We start from the raw sequence: 16228 nt of genomic DNA, 5'->3' as shown, positions 1-16228 counted from the left end.
AGCCTTTGAACCATCCCTCTTCGGCATACGGTTCAAAGGCTTTTTTATTTGTATTTCGCCATAAATTCACGATCGATCTTCTGCTTCAACTGCCATGCTTTGTGATTATGTGCATGCACAAGTCCATAAATCAAAAAACCTTTCCGATCTCCAGTGGAAAGAATATACAAAGCTTTCTTTTGAGGCACGAAGGCTTCCAACGGCTCGTGATGGAAGAAATTCTTTACGTTTTCCCATAAAACCGGTCCCTGGCGCACGGCATAAACGCCGCTTTTCGGGAGGTCAGGATCGGTTTCCAGCGTGACACAATCTCCCGCCCCGAACAAATAGTCATAGTTCTTGAACTGCAGTGTTCGTGACACAAAAGCAAAACCACGATCATCCACATCCAGCCCTGCCCGCGTAAATATGGCATCCCCGACAGCTCCGCCCAGCCAGAGGACACCGGTGTGACGGATCTTGTTCCCTCTGCTCGTCTCAATGCTGGAATCCGTGACGGCTTCCACCTCTTCATTTTCCCACACCCGGACACCTTTTTTCTTCAGGATATGCTTCATCCGCGCCCGGACCCATTTAGGAGTATCCGGCAGAAGAGGTCCTGAAGTAACGAGACGTACCTGCCCCGGCCGCTGATGCATATTTTTATAAGACTGGATGGAAAGGGCCAGTTCCGTTCCGGCCGCTCCCCCTCCGACAATCAAAGGCTGAGGGGTTTCCCGTAAATCCTTCATGCGTTCAGTGAAAAGGTAGTTCGGTTTAATGGACTGGGCGGCCGTATGCTCGACGGACTCCGGCAGGCTGCGTGAGCCGATGTCAAAACTGGCGGCATCAAAAGGGTACACGCTCCCATCATGGCAGATGATCTTCTTTTGTTCCGGTCTGATCATCACAGCTGTCTTCTGAATCAGCTGCACTCGAGCTCTTTTCGTGAGTGGACGAAGGTCGACTCTCGTGTCTTCTTCTGTATAGATCCCTTCGGTAAAGCCGGAAAACATACCGGAATAATATTGATAGGGGGATGGTGTGATGAGGCACACATCCACATCAGGCAGGCCGTGTTCAGCCATCTGCTTGAGCACTTCCAAATGCGCATGACCGGCGCCGACAAGCAGCAATCGTTTGGACATCCTTCCACCTCCTTATAAAAAACGCCCACATGGAACCAGCCATGTGGACGCTCACCCATTATAGGCTTGCCTGTAGGAATTCCTGCACTTCTTCCGGCGTTTTAGCATCCGCACTGTGCAGATGAGCGGTCTTTTGACCATTTTGGAAAACCAACAGACTAGGAATGCCCATAACTTCGTACTTTTCAGCCAGTTCAGGAAGCTGGTCACGGTTCACATCGTACCAGTGGTAACCATTATATTCCTCGATAATCCCACCGATAAACATGTCCATGCGGCGGCAGTCCGGACACCAGTCCGCCTGGAATTTCACGATGACCGGCTGTTCACTGGCAATCGTTTCGTTAAATTGATCCACGCTTTGAATAGATTCCATTCCTATCAATCTCCTTTAAGCAAGCTCTACCCTCATGATAATCAAATCACGCTCAATTGTCTTACTTTCCGCTCACGGCTGCTAGTCCTTGTATTCCACACGACCGAGCAGCCAGGCAGCAAGCAGTCCTGCAAGGAAAGTGACGATACTGACGATGAGAAGTCCTGTCGATTCAGGAACCCCGGGAAAGATGACAAACACGGAACCGATCACAAGCCCGATAATGACAGCAAAGGTTCCGGACGTGTAATTTTCCAGGAAAAACTTCACGATTTTACTCATAGAAACCAAGCCAATCAGAATACCTAATCCGACCACGGCGATGATATCGATGCGGAAATCCGAAATGCCTGAAGTCACGGTTGTGTACACACCGATAATCAGAAGGATGAACGATCCGCTGATGCCGGGAAGAATCATCGCACTGCTGGCAATCCATCCGGAAAAGAACAGCAGCAGGTATCCGGACAGTGTGATTTCCTCCATTGCCGTCGTTTCCGATGTCTGGAAGATGGCCATGGAAGCCACCACAGCGGCACCCATCAACAGCAGAATATAGTGCTTCGCTTGAAATTTATTTTTCATGTCTGCTTTATGGGTCAAATAGGGAAGCACCCCGATAATCAATCCAAGAAAGAAAAACTGCGTCGGACCCGGGTAATGTTCAAACAGCCATTCAATGACGCTGGCCAGCAGCGCGATGGAAGTGACGATCCCAATACCGAGCGGCAGCAGAAACTTCAAATGTTTTTTCCATTCCTTACTGAAAAATCCGTTGATGGCCTCAATCAAACGATCATAAATCCCCAGAACTACAGCAATCGTGCCTCCACTGACGCCGGGAACAACATCGCTGGCTCCCATGAGAAGACCACGGTAAATATTTCTCCATTCCCACATGTTTCTTTACTCCTTTTTCACAGGCAGATATTTTATAGTCATTCTTTAAGCTTCCATCATACCTTGTCTTGAAGAAAAATACAAAAAGCAAAAGGCCCGGTTTCCCGGACCTTTTTTCATGCATCAGGCAGATGTTTTTTCCTTCTCTCTCTGCCCTTTTTCAAGAGCGGCCTTATCAGCACGCAGTGCCTTGTAAAGGGAAACAACCATGAGAATCATGATGAAGGAAAACGGGAAGGCGGCAGAAATCAGAGCATTCTGGAGCGCCTGCAATCCTCCGGAATACAACAGCACAGCCGCCATGGAAGACTGGACGATCCCCCATGCGAACTTCACCATTGTCGGGGGAGTGAGCGACCCGTTCGTCGTCTGCATGCCCAGCACAAAGGTTGCAGAGTCTGCAGATGTAATAAAGAACGTTCCAATCAGTGTCATAGCAATAATAGAAAGAATCAAACCTAATGGATAGTTATCAAACATTCCAAACATCACCTGTTCGGTAGCCAGTCCGGCCAGGTCGGCATCTCCTGACTGCTGCACTTTAATCGCCGAGGAACCGAAGGTGGAAAACCAAAGGAATCCGACAACCGACGGGACCAGAAGGACACCGGACAAGAATTCCCGGATGGTACGTCCTTTGGAAACACGGGCAATAAAAATTCCGACAAACGGAGACCAGGCGATCCACCAGGCCCAGTAGAAGACGGTCCAGTCGTTGATCCATGCACGGTTTTCCTCATTATTCGGAGCCAGACGGAAACTCATCGTCGGCAGATTCTGCAAGTACGCCCCGATCGTATCCGTAAACATGTTCATAATGAAGAGCGTCGGCCCGACAATCAGCATAATGACAAGAAGAGCCAGCGCAAGGAACATGTTCGTATTACTTAAGTATTTAATCCCTTTGCTCAACCCTGTATAGGCTGACATCATGAACAGAACGGTAACAATCCCGATAATGATCAGCTGCACTCCAAAGGAATCCTCAATGGGAGTCAGGTAGGTCAGGCCGCCATTAATCTGAGCGGCACCGAAACCAAGGGTTGTCGCTACACCTACAATAGTGGCGAAGACGGCAATGATGTCGACCAGCTTGCCGAGCGGCCCCTTCATTTTATCTCCAAATATCGGCTCGAGTGTGGAGCTGATCAAAGCGGGAGCTCCGCGTCTGAATTTAAAATACGCAAGAACCAAGGCGACGATCGCATAAATGCCCCACGCATGCACGCCCCAGTGGAAATAGACAAAACGCATGGATTCATTCAACGCCGCTGCTGTACCGGTTTCCGCTGTGGGTGCATTGTTTGCGTAGAAAAATATCGGTTCCGCAGCCCCCCAGAAGACAAGACCGATCCCCATGCCTGCACTGAAAAGCATGGCAAACCAAGTAGCATAATTATAATCCGGGGTATCGCTTTCCTTTCCGAGCTTCATTTTACCGTACGGGCTGAATATCATATAAAGACAAAAAACGACGAATCCTGTAACGATTAATAAGTAATACCATCCAAAGTGAACAGAGATGTAAGACTGGATTTCACCTGTAATGGATTCCAGACTTCCCGGGGCCCATGCCCCCCAGATGACGGAAAATAATGCGATGGCCAGTGTAACCCAGAATACCGAGGTAACTTTTTGCATAATTTGCTCCTTTCTTCCTAAATAATGGTCATAGAGGATATGAAATGCGGGGAAAAAGTTGGGTCCTGCATAATTATCGAATACCCAAACCTAGAAAAATTAAACAATTGTCGTCATTTCCTGCATAAAAAAACAGCCCTTAAGATGAATAAGGACTCCTCGGATCAAAGTGTACCAAATTTTCCCGTAAACTCAAAAAAAACGTCAAAAGCCGACAAATCCATACGGTCCAGGTCAACCTTCAAAGTTAGGTTCTTGAAGAACTATGCACATGTGAGCCCTTATGACTACCCTTATTTTTCCATAAATCATCTGCTACAATGAACAAAAATAAGGAGGTGGATGATGTTAAAAGGACAGTTAGTCGAACTGCGTCCAGTCGGAAGACATGACTTGGACCATTTATACAGATGGGCGAATGACGAACAGCTGGCCGACCTGGGTCACGGCAGCTCTTCCGCCTATCAAAACAACAACCCGAAGGAAGATATCGAAGCGTTTTACGAAAAAAACCTGACCCATCAGGCGTTATGGGAAAAAGGCCGTGTCTTTATTGTGTACACCATCGGCACGAACGTTCCGATTGGAAAATGCGATTACAGAGAACTAAACCCGGTCACACGTGCAGCGGAGGTGGGGATCAGCATCGGCGAGCGTGCCTACTGGGGACAGGGCTATGGACAGGATGTCTTATCCACCCTTTTAAAGCACCTGTTCTATACGTTGAACCTCGAGCGTGTGCAGATGGATACGTGGAGCGGCAACACCCAGGCCCTGCGACTTTATGAGAAAGCGGGCTTCGTCGAAGAAGGACGTTTGAGGAAGAATGAATTCGTCCAGGGCTCTTATTATGATACGGTCCTTCTCGGTATGCTTAGAAATGAATTTGAAGCATAAAGAGAGACAAAGGTTTCCCAAGGAAAATGTAGGGAATTATATACACAACACCTCAGACCCCGCCCCTTTTTTCTCACGTCATTCTTATGAAAGGAGACGACGATGAAAGATCACCTGAAAAACCCTGTATTCCTCATTTCCGCTTCTGTCATTCTCGTTCTTGTCGTAATTGGAGCGGTCAACCCGGAAGGTTTTGGTGCTGTAGCCGGAACCTTATTCGAATTCACAACCATCAATTTTGGCTGGTTTTACTTAATTTCTGTATTCGGCTTCGTCATTTTCCTTGTTGGACTTGGCTTAAGCAAATACGGAAAAATTAAAATCGGTCCGCCCGATTCCAAGCCGGAATTCCCATTCTTTACTTGGATCGGCATGCTTTTTTCCGCCGGTTTTGGTGTAGGCCTCGTTTTCTGGGGCGTTGCTGAACCGATGAGCCATTTCTTTGAAACACCGTTTTCTGAAATGGAAGCTCAGACAGAGGAAGCGGCGCGTGTCGCAATGGGCTACTCCTTCTTCCACTGGGGAGTCAACCAATGGTCCGTATTCACTATCGTCGGGCTGCTGATTGCTTTCCTGCAGTTCCGTAAAGAAAAAGACGGTTTGGTATCTACAGCCCTTGAACCTGTTCTCGGGAAGTCAAAGCCTGTCAAATACACCATCGACTCCCTTGCCGTGATTGCTACAGTCATGGGCATAGCGACTTCCCTCGGACTCGGCATCCTGCAGATGAATGGAGGATTGAATGCCGTCTTCGGCGTACCTAATAACACCACGATACAGCTTGTCATCACAGGCGTGCTTTTAATCTTATACTTAACCTCCTCCAGTACAGGGCTTGATAAAGGAATCAAGTGGCTCAGTAATTTGAATCTCGGCCTCTGTCTGCTGCTGCTTTTGTTCGTTTTCATTGCCGGTCCTACGGTTTTCATTTTAAACAGCTTCACCCTTGGTCTCGGAGATTATATTACGAACTTTGTGACCTACAGCCTGCGTCTCACCCCTTATGAGGGAGGAACATGGCTGAGAGAGTGGACGATCTTCTACTGGGCTTGGGTCATTGCCTGGTCCCCCTTCGTCGGTGCCTTTGTAGCCCGTGTTTCGCGTGGGAGAACGATCCGGGAATTCATCTTCGGTGTTCTCGTTGTCCCTCCACTCATTGCCTGTTTGTGGATTGCAACCTTCGGAGGAACCGCTTTAAACAGCGATCTGAATAATGGAACACAAATTGCACAGGCCGTCAGCAATGACGTCACCGTGGCTCTTTTTGAAACCTATGAGTTTCTTCCGCTGACCGGAATCCTGTCGCTGCTGTCCATCTTCCTGATTGCTACGTTTCTAATAACATCGGCAGACTCAGCAACCTACATCCTTGCCAGCATGACGACGAACGGCAGTCTCACTCCTGCCCTTTTCATTAAGATTGTCTGGGGAGTACTGATGGCGGCCATCGCTGGTGTTCTATTGGTAGCTGGAGGTCTCGATGCGCTGCAGACAGCCTCTCTCGTATCGGCCCTGCCGTTCACGGTGATTATTATTCTCTTTATCTACGCCTTCCTGAAGATCATACGAAAGGAACCGCTCCCGCAGCGGAAGTATGATTCCAACGAAGACAACAGTCATAAAAAGAATGCATAGATCAAAAAAACAGCTGCCCTGCAAAGGACAGCTGTTTTTCTTATTCAACCGATTCCTGGATCACCAGGATCATACATCACTTCTGCGTTCCCAGCTCTACTGTCCTGAATTTCATTCATAAGGGCGGACGAGGATGAAAAAAGGGAAAACATGAGAACGAAACCAACCATGGACGTTTGAAATGCTTTTTTCATTTTCAAAGCCTCCTAACAGGTTTTTAAACGTTTCATATACTCCAACGGGACACGGGCGAAAAAGTGATCACCCCTTTCCTTAATAAAGCGCGTATAGGAACGATAAAGCATGTCCATATCCTCGTTCACATAACCGAGGTAGCTTTCCTGAAAAGGCGTAGGGGATGGGAGGGATTCCAATGCCTGACGGGCCTTTTCCAAGCGGCCTTCCGCCAGATCCAGGTGAGCCTGTTCCACGACATCCGTCGTTGATACGCCGGCTGTACGATGATGAAAGGCGGAAATGAACGGGATGGTGTGAACACGGATCATATCCGCAAAAGAAGATAATTCGTACTGATCAGCAATCTCCAGTGCTTTCGTCAGTGGATCCATAGCCGAATCGTAGCCGTTGAACAGCTGACAAAGAGCAAGAATGAAATACATACGGCTTTTCCGGCGCGGCGAAAGCTCCGTATTGATCATTTTGTAGGCGTGCCGGCTGGCTAGAATCGGGTTGTCTGTTTTCCAATAATGGTGAAATAAAAGCTCCTGATACCGCTGATTGAGATAGTAGTACATCAATGGCTCATCCACGTTGGCCAATGCACGGTCACAATCGTCGATGTATTTGTCCAGGGCTGTAAAAACTTTCAGATCATAATAAGCATAAATCATGAGAAAGAGATGAAGGCAGTGCAGGGAAGGATGACTGCATTGATACTGCTGCAGCAGGGTCAACTGCTCCCTTGACATGGGGGTTTCCACGCGTTGGAGCAGAAGGTTGTAAAGCGGAAGGACTTCCTGATGTATGTAAGGAGAATGGAGCACGACAGCTAAGTCCTCGAAGAAATCATTCATATAAAAGAATTCAAGGCAGGCCAGCTGATCATCGATGTGAGTCGGAAAATCACCAAGAATAACATCTCTTGTACGAAGCAGCGCTTCTTTTTGAGAGTGGATTTTAAGATTTTCCAGGTAAATCATATACAATGAGGATGTATGCCGCATATGCAGGCTGGCCAACGGTCTCGGCTCTATTAATTGGTGATCCTTCATCAGTCCAAGGACTCCTCTCCTATATCTATTACCATTTTATTGAAAATTCTGCCATTTGTCTATATAAAGTTGAAGCACTGTTCAATCTTTAACCATCGATGATGCAGATTAAAAAATGGTTGAGGTAAGGAACCAGACGTTCCATAGAACAAGGCTGTAGACAATCATTTTCTCACTGGGCGATCCCGTACGGAATGTAAGGAGGAACTGCTGATGCTTCTTAGAAAACGGATAAAAAAGCGGAATGCCTTTTTTCGTCAAATAGTCACCGAACAAGTGCGAAATGACGCCGACCACCAGCCCGGCAGCAAGAACACGTGGAACTTGGAAGGCCTGTTCAAGAATTGCACTGTAGACAATCAACAGACCTACAAACAACAGGGAGTGTGTCATTTTTCTGTGCCCACGGATCATAATAAGAACCGGAAGGAGCATCATGACAAAAATCTTCAATTCGTCTCGATATGTATTCAAATAGGATGGGAAAAACAAGTAACACAAAAATGCGAGCGTAAAAATCGTCAGTAAGCCGCGCCAGAATTTCTGTCCGAACGTAGAGGTCGGCGTATCAATGTCCGGAAGCAGCGAACCAATTAAAACAAAAACTAAAAATAAAACCATTTGAAACGGCCGCTCGGAAACAACTTCAAAAGCAGGAATCAACGTCAACGCGCCTACCCCGAAGGTGAAGCCGACAACCTGGTGTCCTGGTGCCATCATGGAGTATGCCGCTCCCCTTTCTTCTTTTTCAAACTAAAAAAATAAACCCACACTAAAGTGGGCTTTCGGTTAACAGTCTTTCTCAGGAAGACCGGTCATTTGAAACTTCGGCCCTTCCATCGTCTGTTTTCCTTCTATAGTCAACGGTTCAATTAAATGAGCAATTCTCTGGTCAACGGCGACCGGAATCGAATTGAAATAATGCAGTTCGTCGTCGGCTTCAGGTTCGCCGAGTGTCATACCGATATCAGGCTCACCGCAGCCATATCCGGCAAAAAACAACCGGAGGCCCGGTGCCTCTTCCTCTTCTAATATCTGCTGCAGTAAGTCGCGCGCTTCATCGGTGATTTGCACAGCTCTTCACCCCTTCCATTATAAAATACCACACGCCTGATGGAAATAGAAATCATCCGCCTAAACGCCCATAAAAAAATCCCGGGGGAAAACCCCGGGATTTCTTCCTTCTTATCGATTATACCGCCTGAGCATTGATCTCTACATCAATGTTGCCGCGTGTAGCTTTGGAATAAGGGCATACTTTATGAGCTTCTTCTGCAAGCTCTTCCGCTTCTTCCTGAGATACACCTTTAATTTTTACATTAAGGACAACACCGACTTTAAAGCCATTGTCTGCTTCATCTTTCATGAGACTTACGTCAGCAGTGATTTCAGAATCGATATCCTTTTTCTGATTGCTTGCCACGAGGTTCAGGGCACCATCATAGCAGGCAGAATATCCTGCAGCAAACAGCTGTTCAGGGTTTGAACCTTTTTCTGAACCTTCACCCGGCATGGTCAGGTTCAGATCAATAAGACCGTCATCAGATTTTACGTGTCCATTACGTCCACCTTGGGCTGTTGCGTGCGCTGTAAACATAACTTTACTCATCATTATCACTCCTTGACTAGTATAGAGACTCCATCCATTACATACCTCATCTTCCCTGATGGTAAACCTTTCTATTCCTTGTACACCCGAAATTCGTCCTGCAGCGATTCTGGTGCCATCTTCACCATCCACTGAAGAATGTACGTAAAAACAGCCAGATCATCGACAATGCCAAAGAAAACGAGCACATCCGGAATCAGGTCCCATGGAAAAACAAGATAAGCGGCCAGAAGAAGAACGGAAATCCATTTCTTTTTCATACTTACCTGCCTGGACTGAAAAAAGCGGATGATAAACGGGACAGACTTCCGCACATTAAAAAGAAACTTGATTCTTCTCCAGAAACGTATCATTCCTCATCCCTCCCCTTTTATTCATTCCCTGTTTGAGCGCTGGTACAGCCACTGCTTTCCATTGCTTTCACTGTGCGTATACTTTACCATAAAAAGGAGAACAACCCGGAATCACAGAGAGAGAATAGCCCAGACAACACCATTGGCATATACTATAAACAAAGACCAAAAGGGGAGAAGGATGTCATGAAGATCTTGCTGCTCAACGGAACAATTGTCGGAAAAAAAACACGAACCCTGCTAAATGAAATAGATAAATACATTCAACTGCTGCCAGATGATCACGAAACGAAAATCATCGACCTGGAAAATTACGAACTTCAATTCGTCGACGGACGTCCGGCCGAGGAATACAACCAGGATATGCAGCGCCTGATCCAGGAAATTGAGGAAGCCGATGCCTATGTGATCGCGACCCCTATTTTCCAGGGCTCCATTCCAGGAACATTGAAAAACGTATTTGATGCCGTATCACCACTGGCTATGCGCTATAAACCCGTCACCATCATCGCCAACGGCGGAACACTTCAGCACCACCTGGTTATCGAAAATCAACTGAAACCCATTCTGAACTACTTCCGCTGCATGGTCACACCGAACTACGTCTATACCCATACCAATCATTTCTCCACCGACGGCGAGCTCATCGACGAAGACGTCCGCAGCCGCCTCAAAGAAATGACCATCGTCTTCAACCAATACCTGCAAATGAGCCGCCATTTAGAACCCGATAAGTAAAATAGGGTGTGGAGAGGAGCGGGGAGGCCTGACACGTATAAGCCGGGCATTGCAGTGAAGGGAACTTTCTTCACGAAAATGAACGGCTTATATCGCGAAGGACTGCTCCTCGGAACCGGATTAAAAAAAAAGAAATGCGGAGGCGCCCTGTTCAGACCCGACAAGCTTAAGCAGATCTTTTTCCGGCGGGTTGTGCCGGTAAAAAGATCTGCTTAAGACCTCGAGGGGCTGGGCGCTGGAGCTGGACATGATCAGGGTGTGGAGAGGAGCGGGGAGGCCTGACACGTATAAGCCGAGCATTGCAGTGAAGGGAACTTTCTTCACGAAAATGAACGGCTTATATCGCGAAGAACTGCTCCTCGGAACCGGATTAAAAAAAGAAATGCGGAGGCGCCCTGTTCAGCCCATGGAATATAGGCATCAATGAAAAAATCCCTGACAGTAACCTGTCAGGGATTTTTTTCATACGCGTCCGAGAACCTTGCTCACATAATTTTCTGTTTCACGGAAAGGAGGAATACCTCCGTACTTATCAACATTACCCGGCCCGGCATTATACGCGGCAAGAGCCAGGGACGGATCATCATTGTAGCGGTCAAGCATTTGTTTCAGATACTTGGTCCCTCCCATAATGTTCTGTTCCGGATCCAAAGGGTTCTCCACTCCCAGACCCCTTGCTGTCGCGGGCATCAACTGCATAAGTCCCTGGGCTCCGGCATGACTCACAACATCTGCATCAAAATTGGATTCGGTCTGAATGACAGAACGAATCAGACTTTCATCCACCCCGTATTGGGAAGATGCCTTCAATATCCAATCATCCAGGCTTCCTGATTCTTTTGTTTGTCCAGCAGGAGCCGGCTGCTGCTTCGGTGCTGTTGTCACCGGAGAAGCCAAAGGTCGATCTGCCCCGTTTAAATAAAGGGACTCTGTATTCATCGACACGGGAGAAACCCCTGCCGCAAACGCCTGACTGACTGCCGCTTGAAACAAATCCTGAAAGGACAAACCCTGCAGATCCTGTCCACCATTCCCCTGCTGAGCGCTGCCCAAAAAAGAAAAGCTCTGCATCTGCATCATCCATTGAAGCTTGTTGACATCCATTGCTTCCACCTCGTCTCATTGATATGTAAAGTGTACAGGATGCGTCAACTTCCGACAATCACTTGTTGGATCATTTTTACAAGTTTCCAGACTTAGACAAAACTTGAGAAAAAACTTTCCTGAATCACTCATTTAAGTACCGTTTCACGCTCTCTTTTTCCCAAAGCAGAACCCACCGGAGCAGTGGTACAATAAAAGAAGCAAAAGAGTTTCCTCATCACCGTAAGTGGGATGGCGTGCAGGTTGTCCACGTCTTCAGCGATTGTTACATCGTAACTGTTCTTACATAGGTACACTCTTTTGTCTCTTACGTCGAATGACCCTATTATTTTTCCCCGCCAGGAAAAATAACCTGTAGATTTCATGGTACGTCTTCCCTCATCGAAAGACGAGCACCATCTCCCTTTTGTTTTCAAAAGGGAGTTTTTTTTTGTTTTTCATGAAGGACAAAATATTTTCCAAAAGATAAATATTGCCTGCCTGCTCCTCATATATTGAAAGTACAAAGGAGGTGGGAAACCATCATGGAATTCAACAACAATGCATTTTATTTCCTGGCTGCTCTGCTCGCTGGTTACGCCCTGTTCAGCTTAGGTGATACGGGTGGAAATTTCTTTGATCAGTTCTTGTACTACGCAGGCTACATTGCGATGATTCTGTTCTCATTTGTACTTATATTTACTGGCTTAGCACGGTTCCTCAAACAATATCAATAATAAAAAAAGGACTGCTCCCGGCAGTCCTTTTCATATTCCAAACCATCGTTTTAAGAAACTTTTACGCTCGGGAGCTTCTTCCTTTACTGCGGGGGGATGATAATGAATCTCTTCTTTTTCCACAGCATAATCGAGCGTTAACACTGCCCCGTACTCCGTTTCGGTATCCTGGTTGGAGATGGTTGTATGATGAATGTTATGCTTTTCCGCTGTATCCTTTAACGGCGATAAAAAGCGGTAGCTGATCTCCCCGTTCAATAACAGCGTCGCGTCGGGGTTGCGGCTCATTTCCTTTTCCAGCTCCCCAAAACCTTCCTCCTGCATCACTTGTCCGTTTGTCAGCGCAAGGAGAATCCGTTCCCGCAGCGTACCTAAAAATTGTCTGCGTTCACCCGGGTTGGTTTCTCTGCTTCCGTATATCCCTTCCTGCAGGTAATCCTCCAGATCCGGTTTTTTCATTTTTCCATCACCTCACCCTTCTATTATGAACGTTCAAACAACGGACATCCATTCAAAAAGCCCAGGAAAAAAGGACGGGTCCTGCGACACCGTCCTAAGGTACAGAGATTACTTCTATATGAGAAGGAAGAACATCAAGAACGACCGGAAGAGGATCTCCCTCCTCCCCATCCACATTGGTTTTCACCGTTTCCCCGGAAGAGATCTCCACCCGGCGGGATTTGAAATACTCAACCGAGGAATCTTCCTGCAATTCGCCTCTTAAAATGGATGTAACGATAGAGGCAAGGCGCATCATGTTCATACGCGGAAGAATGAAACAGTGCAGCATCCCGTCATCCACTTCTGCGTCAGGCGCCAGGCGCTCAAATCCACCTGTAGAATTTGTTAGAGCGGCCAGAAAAAGGAACGCGTCCCCTTCCCACGTTTTATGGTCATCGAACTGAATGGTCAGCGGACTTGTTCCGTCTGAAGAGAGCGTTTTGATTCCTTCCATCACATAGGCAAGCGGACCGAAACGCGTCTTCTGCTCCGGACTGACTTCATACGTCGCTTCTGCGAGAGCTCCGACAGCTGTAATATTCACAAAATACCGGTCGTTCACTTTACCTATATCCACTTTCCGGGAATGGTCATTACGCAGCAGCTGGACCGCTTCATCTGGATGAAGCGGTATATTCAAAGCTCTGGCGAAATCATTGACGGTCCCCAGTGGAATAACAGCCAGAAGAGGCCGGTGTTCCTGGTCGACCATGCCGTTAATGGTTTCATGAAGTGTTCCATCTCCTCCAAGAGAAACGACCAGATCATACGCTTCTTTACAGGCATTCCGGCAGTATTTGGTAGCATCCAATTCTTTTTCGGTCTGCACCTCTTTCACAGCATATCCCTTATCTTCAAGTATCTCCTGAATTTCAGCCACATACGTAAGGGCTTCCTCTTTACCAGAAGAAGGATTGACGATCAGCATTGCGCTTTTCATGATTCAGCCTCCCTGCAGCCGGGGCCTTATTCTTCCGAACCCCTGCCGAGTAAATGTTCAGGATATTGATACACCGTCCGCACAGGAATGAATCCGAACGATTGGAAGAACTCCTGTCCTCCATGTCCCGCTCCCTGCCATTCCACTTGGATGTCTTCGACGTCCTGCGCTTGCATCCAATCCAGTAAGGAGCGGCACAACTGTGTACCGATGCCTTCCCTGCGGTAAAATTCATCGACATACAGTTCTTCGATCCGTCCCTTTCTTTCCTCAGCGGCAATCGAATTGATCACAGCAAGTCCGTAGCCGATCAGCCGGCCTTCCACTTCGGCGGCGATCAGTTTCTGTTCCGGCGCGGTATTCGTAAACTGATCAGCAGCCCAGAATTTCCGCTCCCGGAGTACATCTCCTGAGAGTTGTCCTTCCTGTTCATCTTTCACGGCATGGAGAAAATCCACGGCATATCTTGTAAAGTGCATTAAATCCCTGTCCTCTACTTCCCTGATCACTGCCAAATCAAACGCCTCCTCTACTTCTTGCGAACCACCTGATATTCCGGGGTTTCTTCTATTACATTATGCGCAAAAGAGCACACAGGGTCGATCATTAATTTATGTTTTCTCGCATAATTCACAGCTTCATCTACGAGCTCCCTGCCAAGCCCTTGTTCACGCTCGGCCGGATCCACATGAGTGCTCAGAATGATCATTGTATCATCTTCCACATCAAAAACCAGTTCGGCGGCTGGATCCTGTTTTTCTCCCATATAAAGTCTTCCTTTTTCTTCATGAATCATTCGTTCCATGTTCAACTCCCCTTTCATATAAAAAGCATTCCCTCCTTCCGATAAGAAAAACATCCATGGAAGGCCCATGGATGTTAAGAAATATAAAGGAAGATGCTTCAGGCTGTCGGCTTCAAATCTTCTTCCAGCGGGATGTTCCGCTGCAGGCCGCGCTTGGCCGCTATAAAGAAAGCTGTTACAACCCCCACTGTAATGACCGCAGCCAGCCCATAAGCTACATTCAACGGAAGGCCGAATCCGATTGGCGCATTGATGATATACGTGAATGTAGCCATCGTCATGAATGCGGCCGGAACAGCGGCGATCCAATAGTTTTTTCGAGCGAGGAACAGATACATCGCACCCACCCACAGCGCAATGACAGCCGTGGATTGGTTCGCCCAGGAGAAGTATCTCCAAAGCAGAGTGAAGTCAATGCGTGTCAAAGCAAAAGAAATGACAAACAACGGCAGCGCAATCCAGATACGGCTGGTCAGCTTTTTCTGGGAGATGTTCAAGTAGTCGGCGATAATCATCCGGGCACTACGGAAAGCTGTGTCCCCCGAAGTGATCGGCAGAATAATGACACCAAGAACAGCAAGCGTCCCGCCAAACGCTCCAAGCATAGCAATCGATACTTCACTGACGACCGCAGCAGGGCCGCCACTGGCAAGGACTTCATTCAAGCCTCCGGATCCGCCGAACAGGCTCATCGCAGCAGCTGCCCAGATCATGGCAATAATCCCTTCCGCAATCATCATGCCGTAAAAAATGCGGCGTCCCTGCTTCTCTTTCTGAGTCGTTCTTGAAATAATCGGCGTCTGGGTGGCATGAAATCCGGACAACGCCCCACAGGATATCGTTAGAAATAACAGCGGGAAGATCGGTGCGTTGTCAGGGTGCATGTTCGTCATGGACAACTCTGGAATCGGTGCGCCTGTAGCTACAAGAGATACGCCGACTCCAATGGCACTGATTAATAACAACGCTCCGAAGACCGGATAGAAACGGCCGATTATTTTATCGATTGGAAGCATCGTAGCAAGTAGATAATAAACAAATATTGCTGCCAGAATAACAGGAAGGGACAGCCAGCTGTTCGTCATATTGTGCAGAAGATCAGCTGGAGCTGTTACAAACACAGTTCCGACGAGAACGAGAAGCAGGATAGCAAAGGCGTTTACTACATGCTTCATCACTTTTCCAAGAAACCTGCCCGCCAGTTCAGGCAGATGAGCCCCACGGTTTCGAATCGATATCATTCCAGTTAAATAATCATGCACAGCACCAGCGAAGATGCAGCCAAATACGATCCACAAAAACGCGACAGGACCATAAAGTGCCCCAAGAATAGGACCGAAAATCGGTCCGACTCCGGCAATGTTCAAAAGCTGGATCAACGAGTTCCGTTTTTCCCCCATCGGCAGATAATCCACACCGTCCCCATGTGTATATGCAGGAGTCTCACGGCCCGTTTGAACTCCGAACTGCTTTTCTACATATTTCCCATAAGTAAAGTATCCGACGATTAAAAGTGCAATACTGACTAGAAATGTAATCATCAGCTGTTCTCCCCTCTTCTTTGTAATCGGTTGCATAAAGTCTATCATGGTAACGCTTACAAAAGAGGAGGTTCTGTTTATCATGTCGTTACTCGTGTTCAACATGCAGAAAA

At 47.4% G+C, this 16228-nt stretch carries 20 protein-coding genes; 4 read left to right on the top strand and 16 right to left on the bottom strand.

What is annotated here, in order from left to right; genetic code table 11:
- Positions 1-44 precede the first annotated feature (44 nt).
- The 4 genes from ACXAGL_RS09160 to ACXAGL_RS09145 form a co-directional block, all read right to left on the bottom strand.
- Entirely contained in the window at positions 45-1127 is a 1083-nt protein-coding gene (locus tag ACXAGL_RS09160) for an FAD-dependent oxidoreductase (protein WP_474967164.1), read from the bottom strand.
- 58 nt (positions 1128-1185) lie between these two features.
- Positions 1186-1503, bottom strand: coding sequence for a thioredoxin family protein (locus ACXAGL_RS09155; RefSeq protein WP_474967163.1), 318 nt, complete (start codon positions 1501-1503; stop codon positions 1186-1188).
- Between the two features lie 81 nt (positions 1504-1584).
- Positions 1585-2403, bottom strand: coding sequence for a DUF368 domain-containing protein (locus ACXAGL_RS09150; RefSeq protein ID WP_474967162.1), 819 nt, complete (start codon positions 2401-2403; stop codon positions 1585-1587).
- Positions 2404-2526: 123 nt separating this feature from the next.
- Positions 2527-4044, bottom strand: a complete 1518-nt coding sequence (locus tag ACXAGL_RS09145) for a glycine betaine uptake BCCT transporter (protein WP_474990873.1) — start codon at positions 4042-4044, stop codon at positions 2527-2529.
- Between the two features lie 345 nt (positions 4045-4389).
- On the opposite strand from ACXAGL_RS09145, the gene ACXAGL_RS09140 reads away from it, so the two are divergent.
- A complete protein-coding gene (locus tag ACXAGL_RS09140; protein ID WP_474967160.1) occupies positions 4390-4941 on the top strand; it encodes a GNAT family N-acetyltransferase in 552 nt (183 codons plus the stop codon).
- A 102-nt stretch (positions 4942-5043) separates the two neighbouring features.
- Positions 5044-6576, top strand: a complete 1533-nt coding sequence (locus tag ACXAGL_RS09135; protein WP_474967159.1) for a BCCT family transporter — start codon at positions 5044-5046, stop codon at positions 6574-6576.
- A 44-nt stretch (positions 6577-6620) separates the two neighbouring features.
- Here the strand turns inward: ACXAGL_RS09135 and ACXAGL_RS09130 are convergent, their stop codons facing one another.
- From ACXAGL_RS09130 to ACXAGL_RS09105, 6 genes are all read right to left on the bottom strand, one after another.
- On the bottom strand, positions 6621-6770 hold the full coding sequence (locus ACXAGL_RS09130) for a hypothetical protein (protein ID WP_474967158.1): 150 nt from the start codon (positions 6768-6770) through the stop codon (positions 6621-6623).
- Between the two features lie 12 nt (positions 6771-6782).
- A complete protein-coding gene (locus tag ACXAGL_RS09125; RefSeq protein ID WP_474990871.1) occupies positions 6783-7808 on the bottom strand; it encodes an AimR family lysis-lysogeny pheromone receptor in 1026 nt (341 codons plus the stop codon).
- A 108-nt stretch (positions 7809-7916) separates the two neighbouring features.
- Positions 7917-8528: a metal-dependent hydrolase gene (locus tag ACXAGL_RS09120; protein WP_474967156.1), complete on the bottom strand. Its 612-nt coding sequence runs from the start codon at positions 8526-8528 to the stop codon at positions 7917-7919.
- 69 nt (positions 8529-8597) lie between these two features.
- Positions 8598-8882: a hypothetical protein gene (locus ACXAGL_RS09115; RefSeq protein WP_474990869.1), complete on the bottom strand. Its 285-nt coding sequence runs from the start codon at positions 8880-8882 to the stop codon at positions 8598-8600.
- Between the two features lie 118 nt (positions 8883-9000).
- Positions 9001-9417: an organic hydroperoxide resistance protein gene (locus tag ACXAGL_RS09110; RefSeq protein WP_027956826.1), complete on the bottom strand. Its 417-nt coding sequence runs from the start codon at positions 9415-9417 to the stop codon at positions 9001-9003.
- A gap of 71 nt (positions 9418-9488) precedes the next feature.
- The gene (locus ACXAGL_RS09105) at positions 9489-9770 is read right to left on the bottom strand and encodes a YkvA family protein (protein WP_474967155.1); all 282 of its coding nucleotides are present in this window, start codon (positions 9768-9770) and stop codon (positions 9489-9491) included.
- Between the two features lie 186 nt (positions 9771-9956).
- Here ACXAGL_RS09105 and ACXAGL_RS09100 point away from each other — a divergent pair, with 186 nt between their 5' ends.
- Positions 9957-10508, top strand: a complete 552-nt coding sequence (locus ACXAGL_RS09100) for an NADPH-dependent FMN reductase (protein ID WP_027956828.1) — start codon at positions 9957-9959, stop codon at positions 10506-10508.
- A gap of 462 nt (positions 10509-10970) precedes the next feature.
- Here the strand turns inward: ACXAGL_RS09100 and ACXAGL_RS09095 are convergent, their stop codons facing one another.
- Positions 10971-11612 (bottom strand): lytic transglycosylase domain-containing protein, encoded by a 642-nt coding sequence (locus tag ACXAGL_RS09095; protein WP_474967154.1) that lies wholly within the window; start codon positions 11610-11612, stop codon positions 10971-10973.
- A 524-nt stretch (positions 11613-12136) separates the two neighbouring features.
- On the opposite strand from ACXAGL_RS09095, the gene ACXAGL_RS09090 reads away from it, so the two are divergent.
- Entirely contained in the window at positions 12137-12328 is a 192-nt protein-coding gene (locus ACXAGL_RS09090) for a hypothetical protein (RefSeq protein ID WP_027956831.1), read from the top strand.
- 30 nt (positions 12329-12358) lie between these two features.
- Here the strand turns inward: ACXAGL_RS09090 and ACXAGL_RS09085 are convergent, their stop codons facing one another.
- The 5 genes from ACXAGL_RS09085 to ACXAGL_RS09065 all read right to left on the bottom strand — a co-directional run bounded on the left by ACXAGL_RS09085 (position 12359) and on the right by ACXAGL_RS09065 (position 16115).
- Entirely contained in the window at positions 12359-12787 is a 429-nt protein-coding gene (locus ACXAGL_RS09085; RefSeq protein WP_474990867.1) for a YueI family protein, read from the bottom strand.
- A 94-nt stretch (positions 12788-12881) separates the two neighbouring features.
- Positions 12882-13769, bottom strand: coding sequence for a diacylglycerol/lipid kinase family protein (locus ACXAGL_RS09080; protein WP_474967152.1), 888 nt, complete (start codon positions 13767-13769; stop codon positions 12882-12884).
- Positions 13770-13795: 26 nt separating this feature from the next.
- Complete coding sequence (locus ACXAGL_RS09075; RefSeq protein WP_474992351.1) at positions 13796-14278, bottom strand: GNAT family N-acetyltransferase; 483 nt, start codon at positions 14276-14278, stop codon at positions 13796-13798.
- Positions 14279-14298: 20 nt separating this feature from the next.
- On the bottom strand, positions 14299-14574 hold the full coding sequence (locus ACXAGL_RS09070) for a GNAT family N-acetyltransferase (RefSeq protein WP_474967151.1): 276 nt from the start codon (positions 14572-14574) through the stop codon (positions 14299-14301).
- 98 nt (positions 14575-14672) lie between these two features.
- A complete protein-coding gene (locus ACXAGL_RS09065; RefSeq protein ID WP_474967150.1) occupies positions 14673-16115 on the bottom strand; it encodes a carbon starvation CstA family protein in 1443 nt (480 codons plus the stop codon).
- Positions 16116-16228 lie beyond the last annotated feature (113 nt).

It is taken from the genome of Halobacillus sp. ABA4_118 (genome assembly GCF_056160205.1).
The sequence above is the reverse complement of the archived record's forward strand: the minus strand, read 5'-3'. Positions and strand labels throughout refer to the sequence as shown.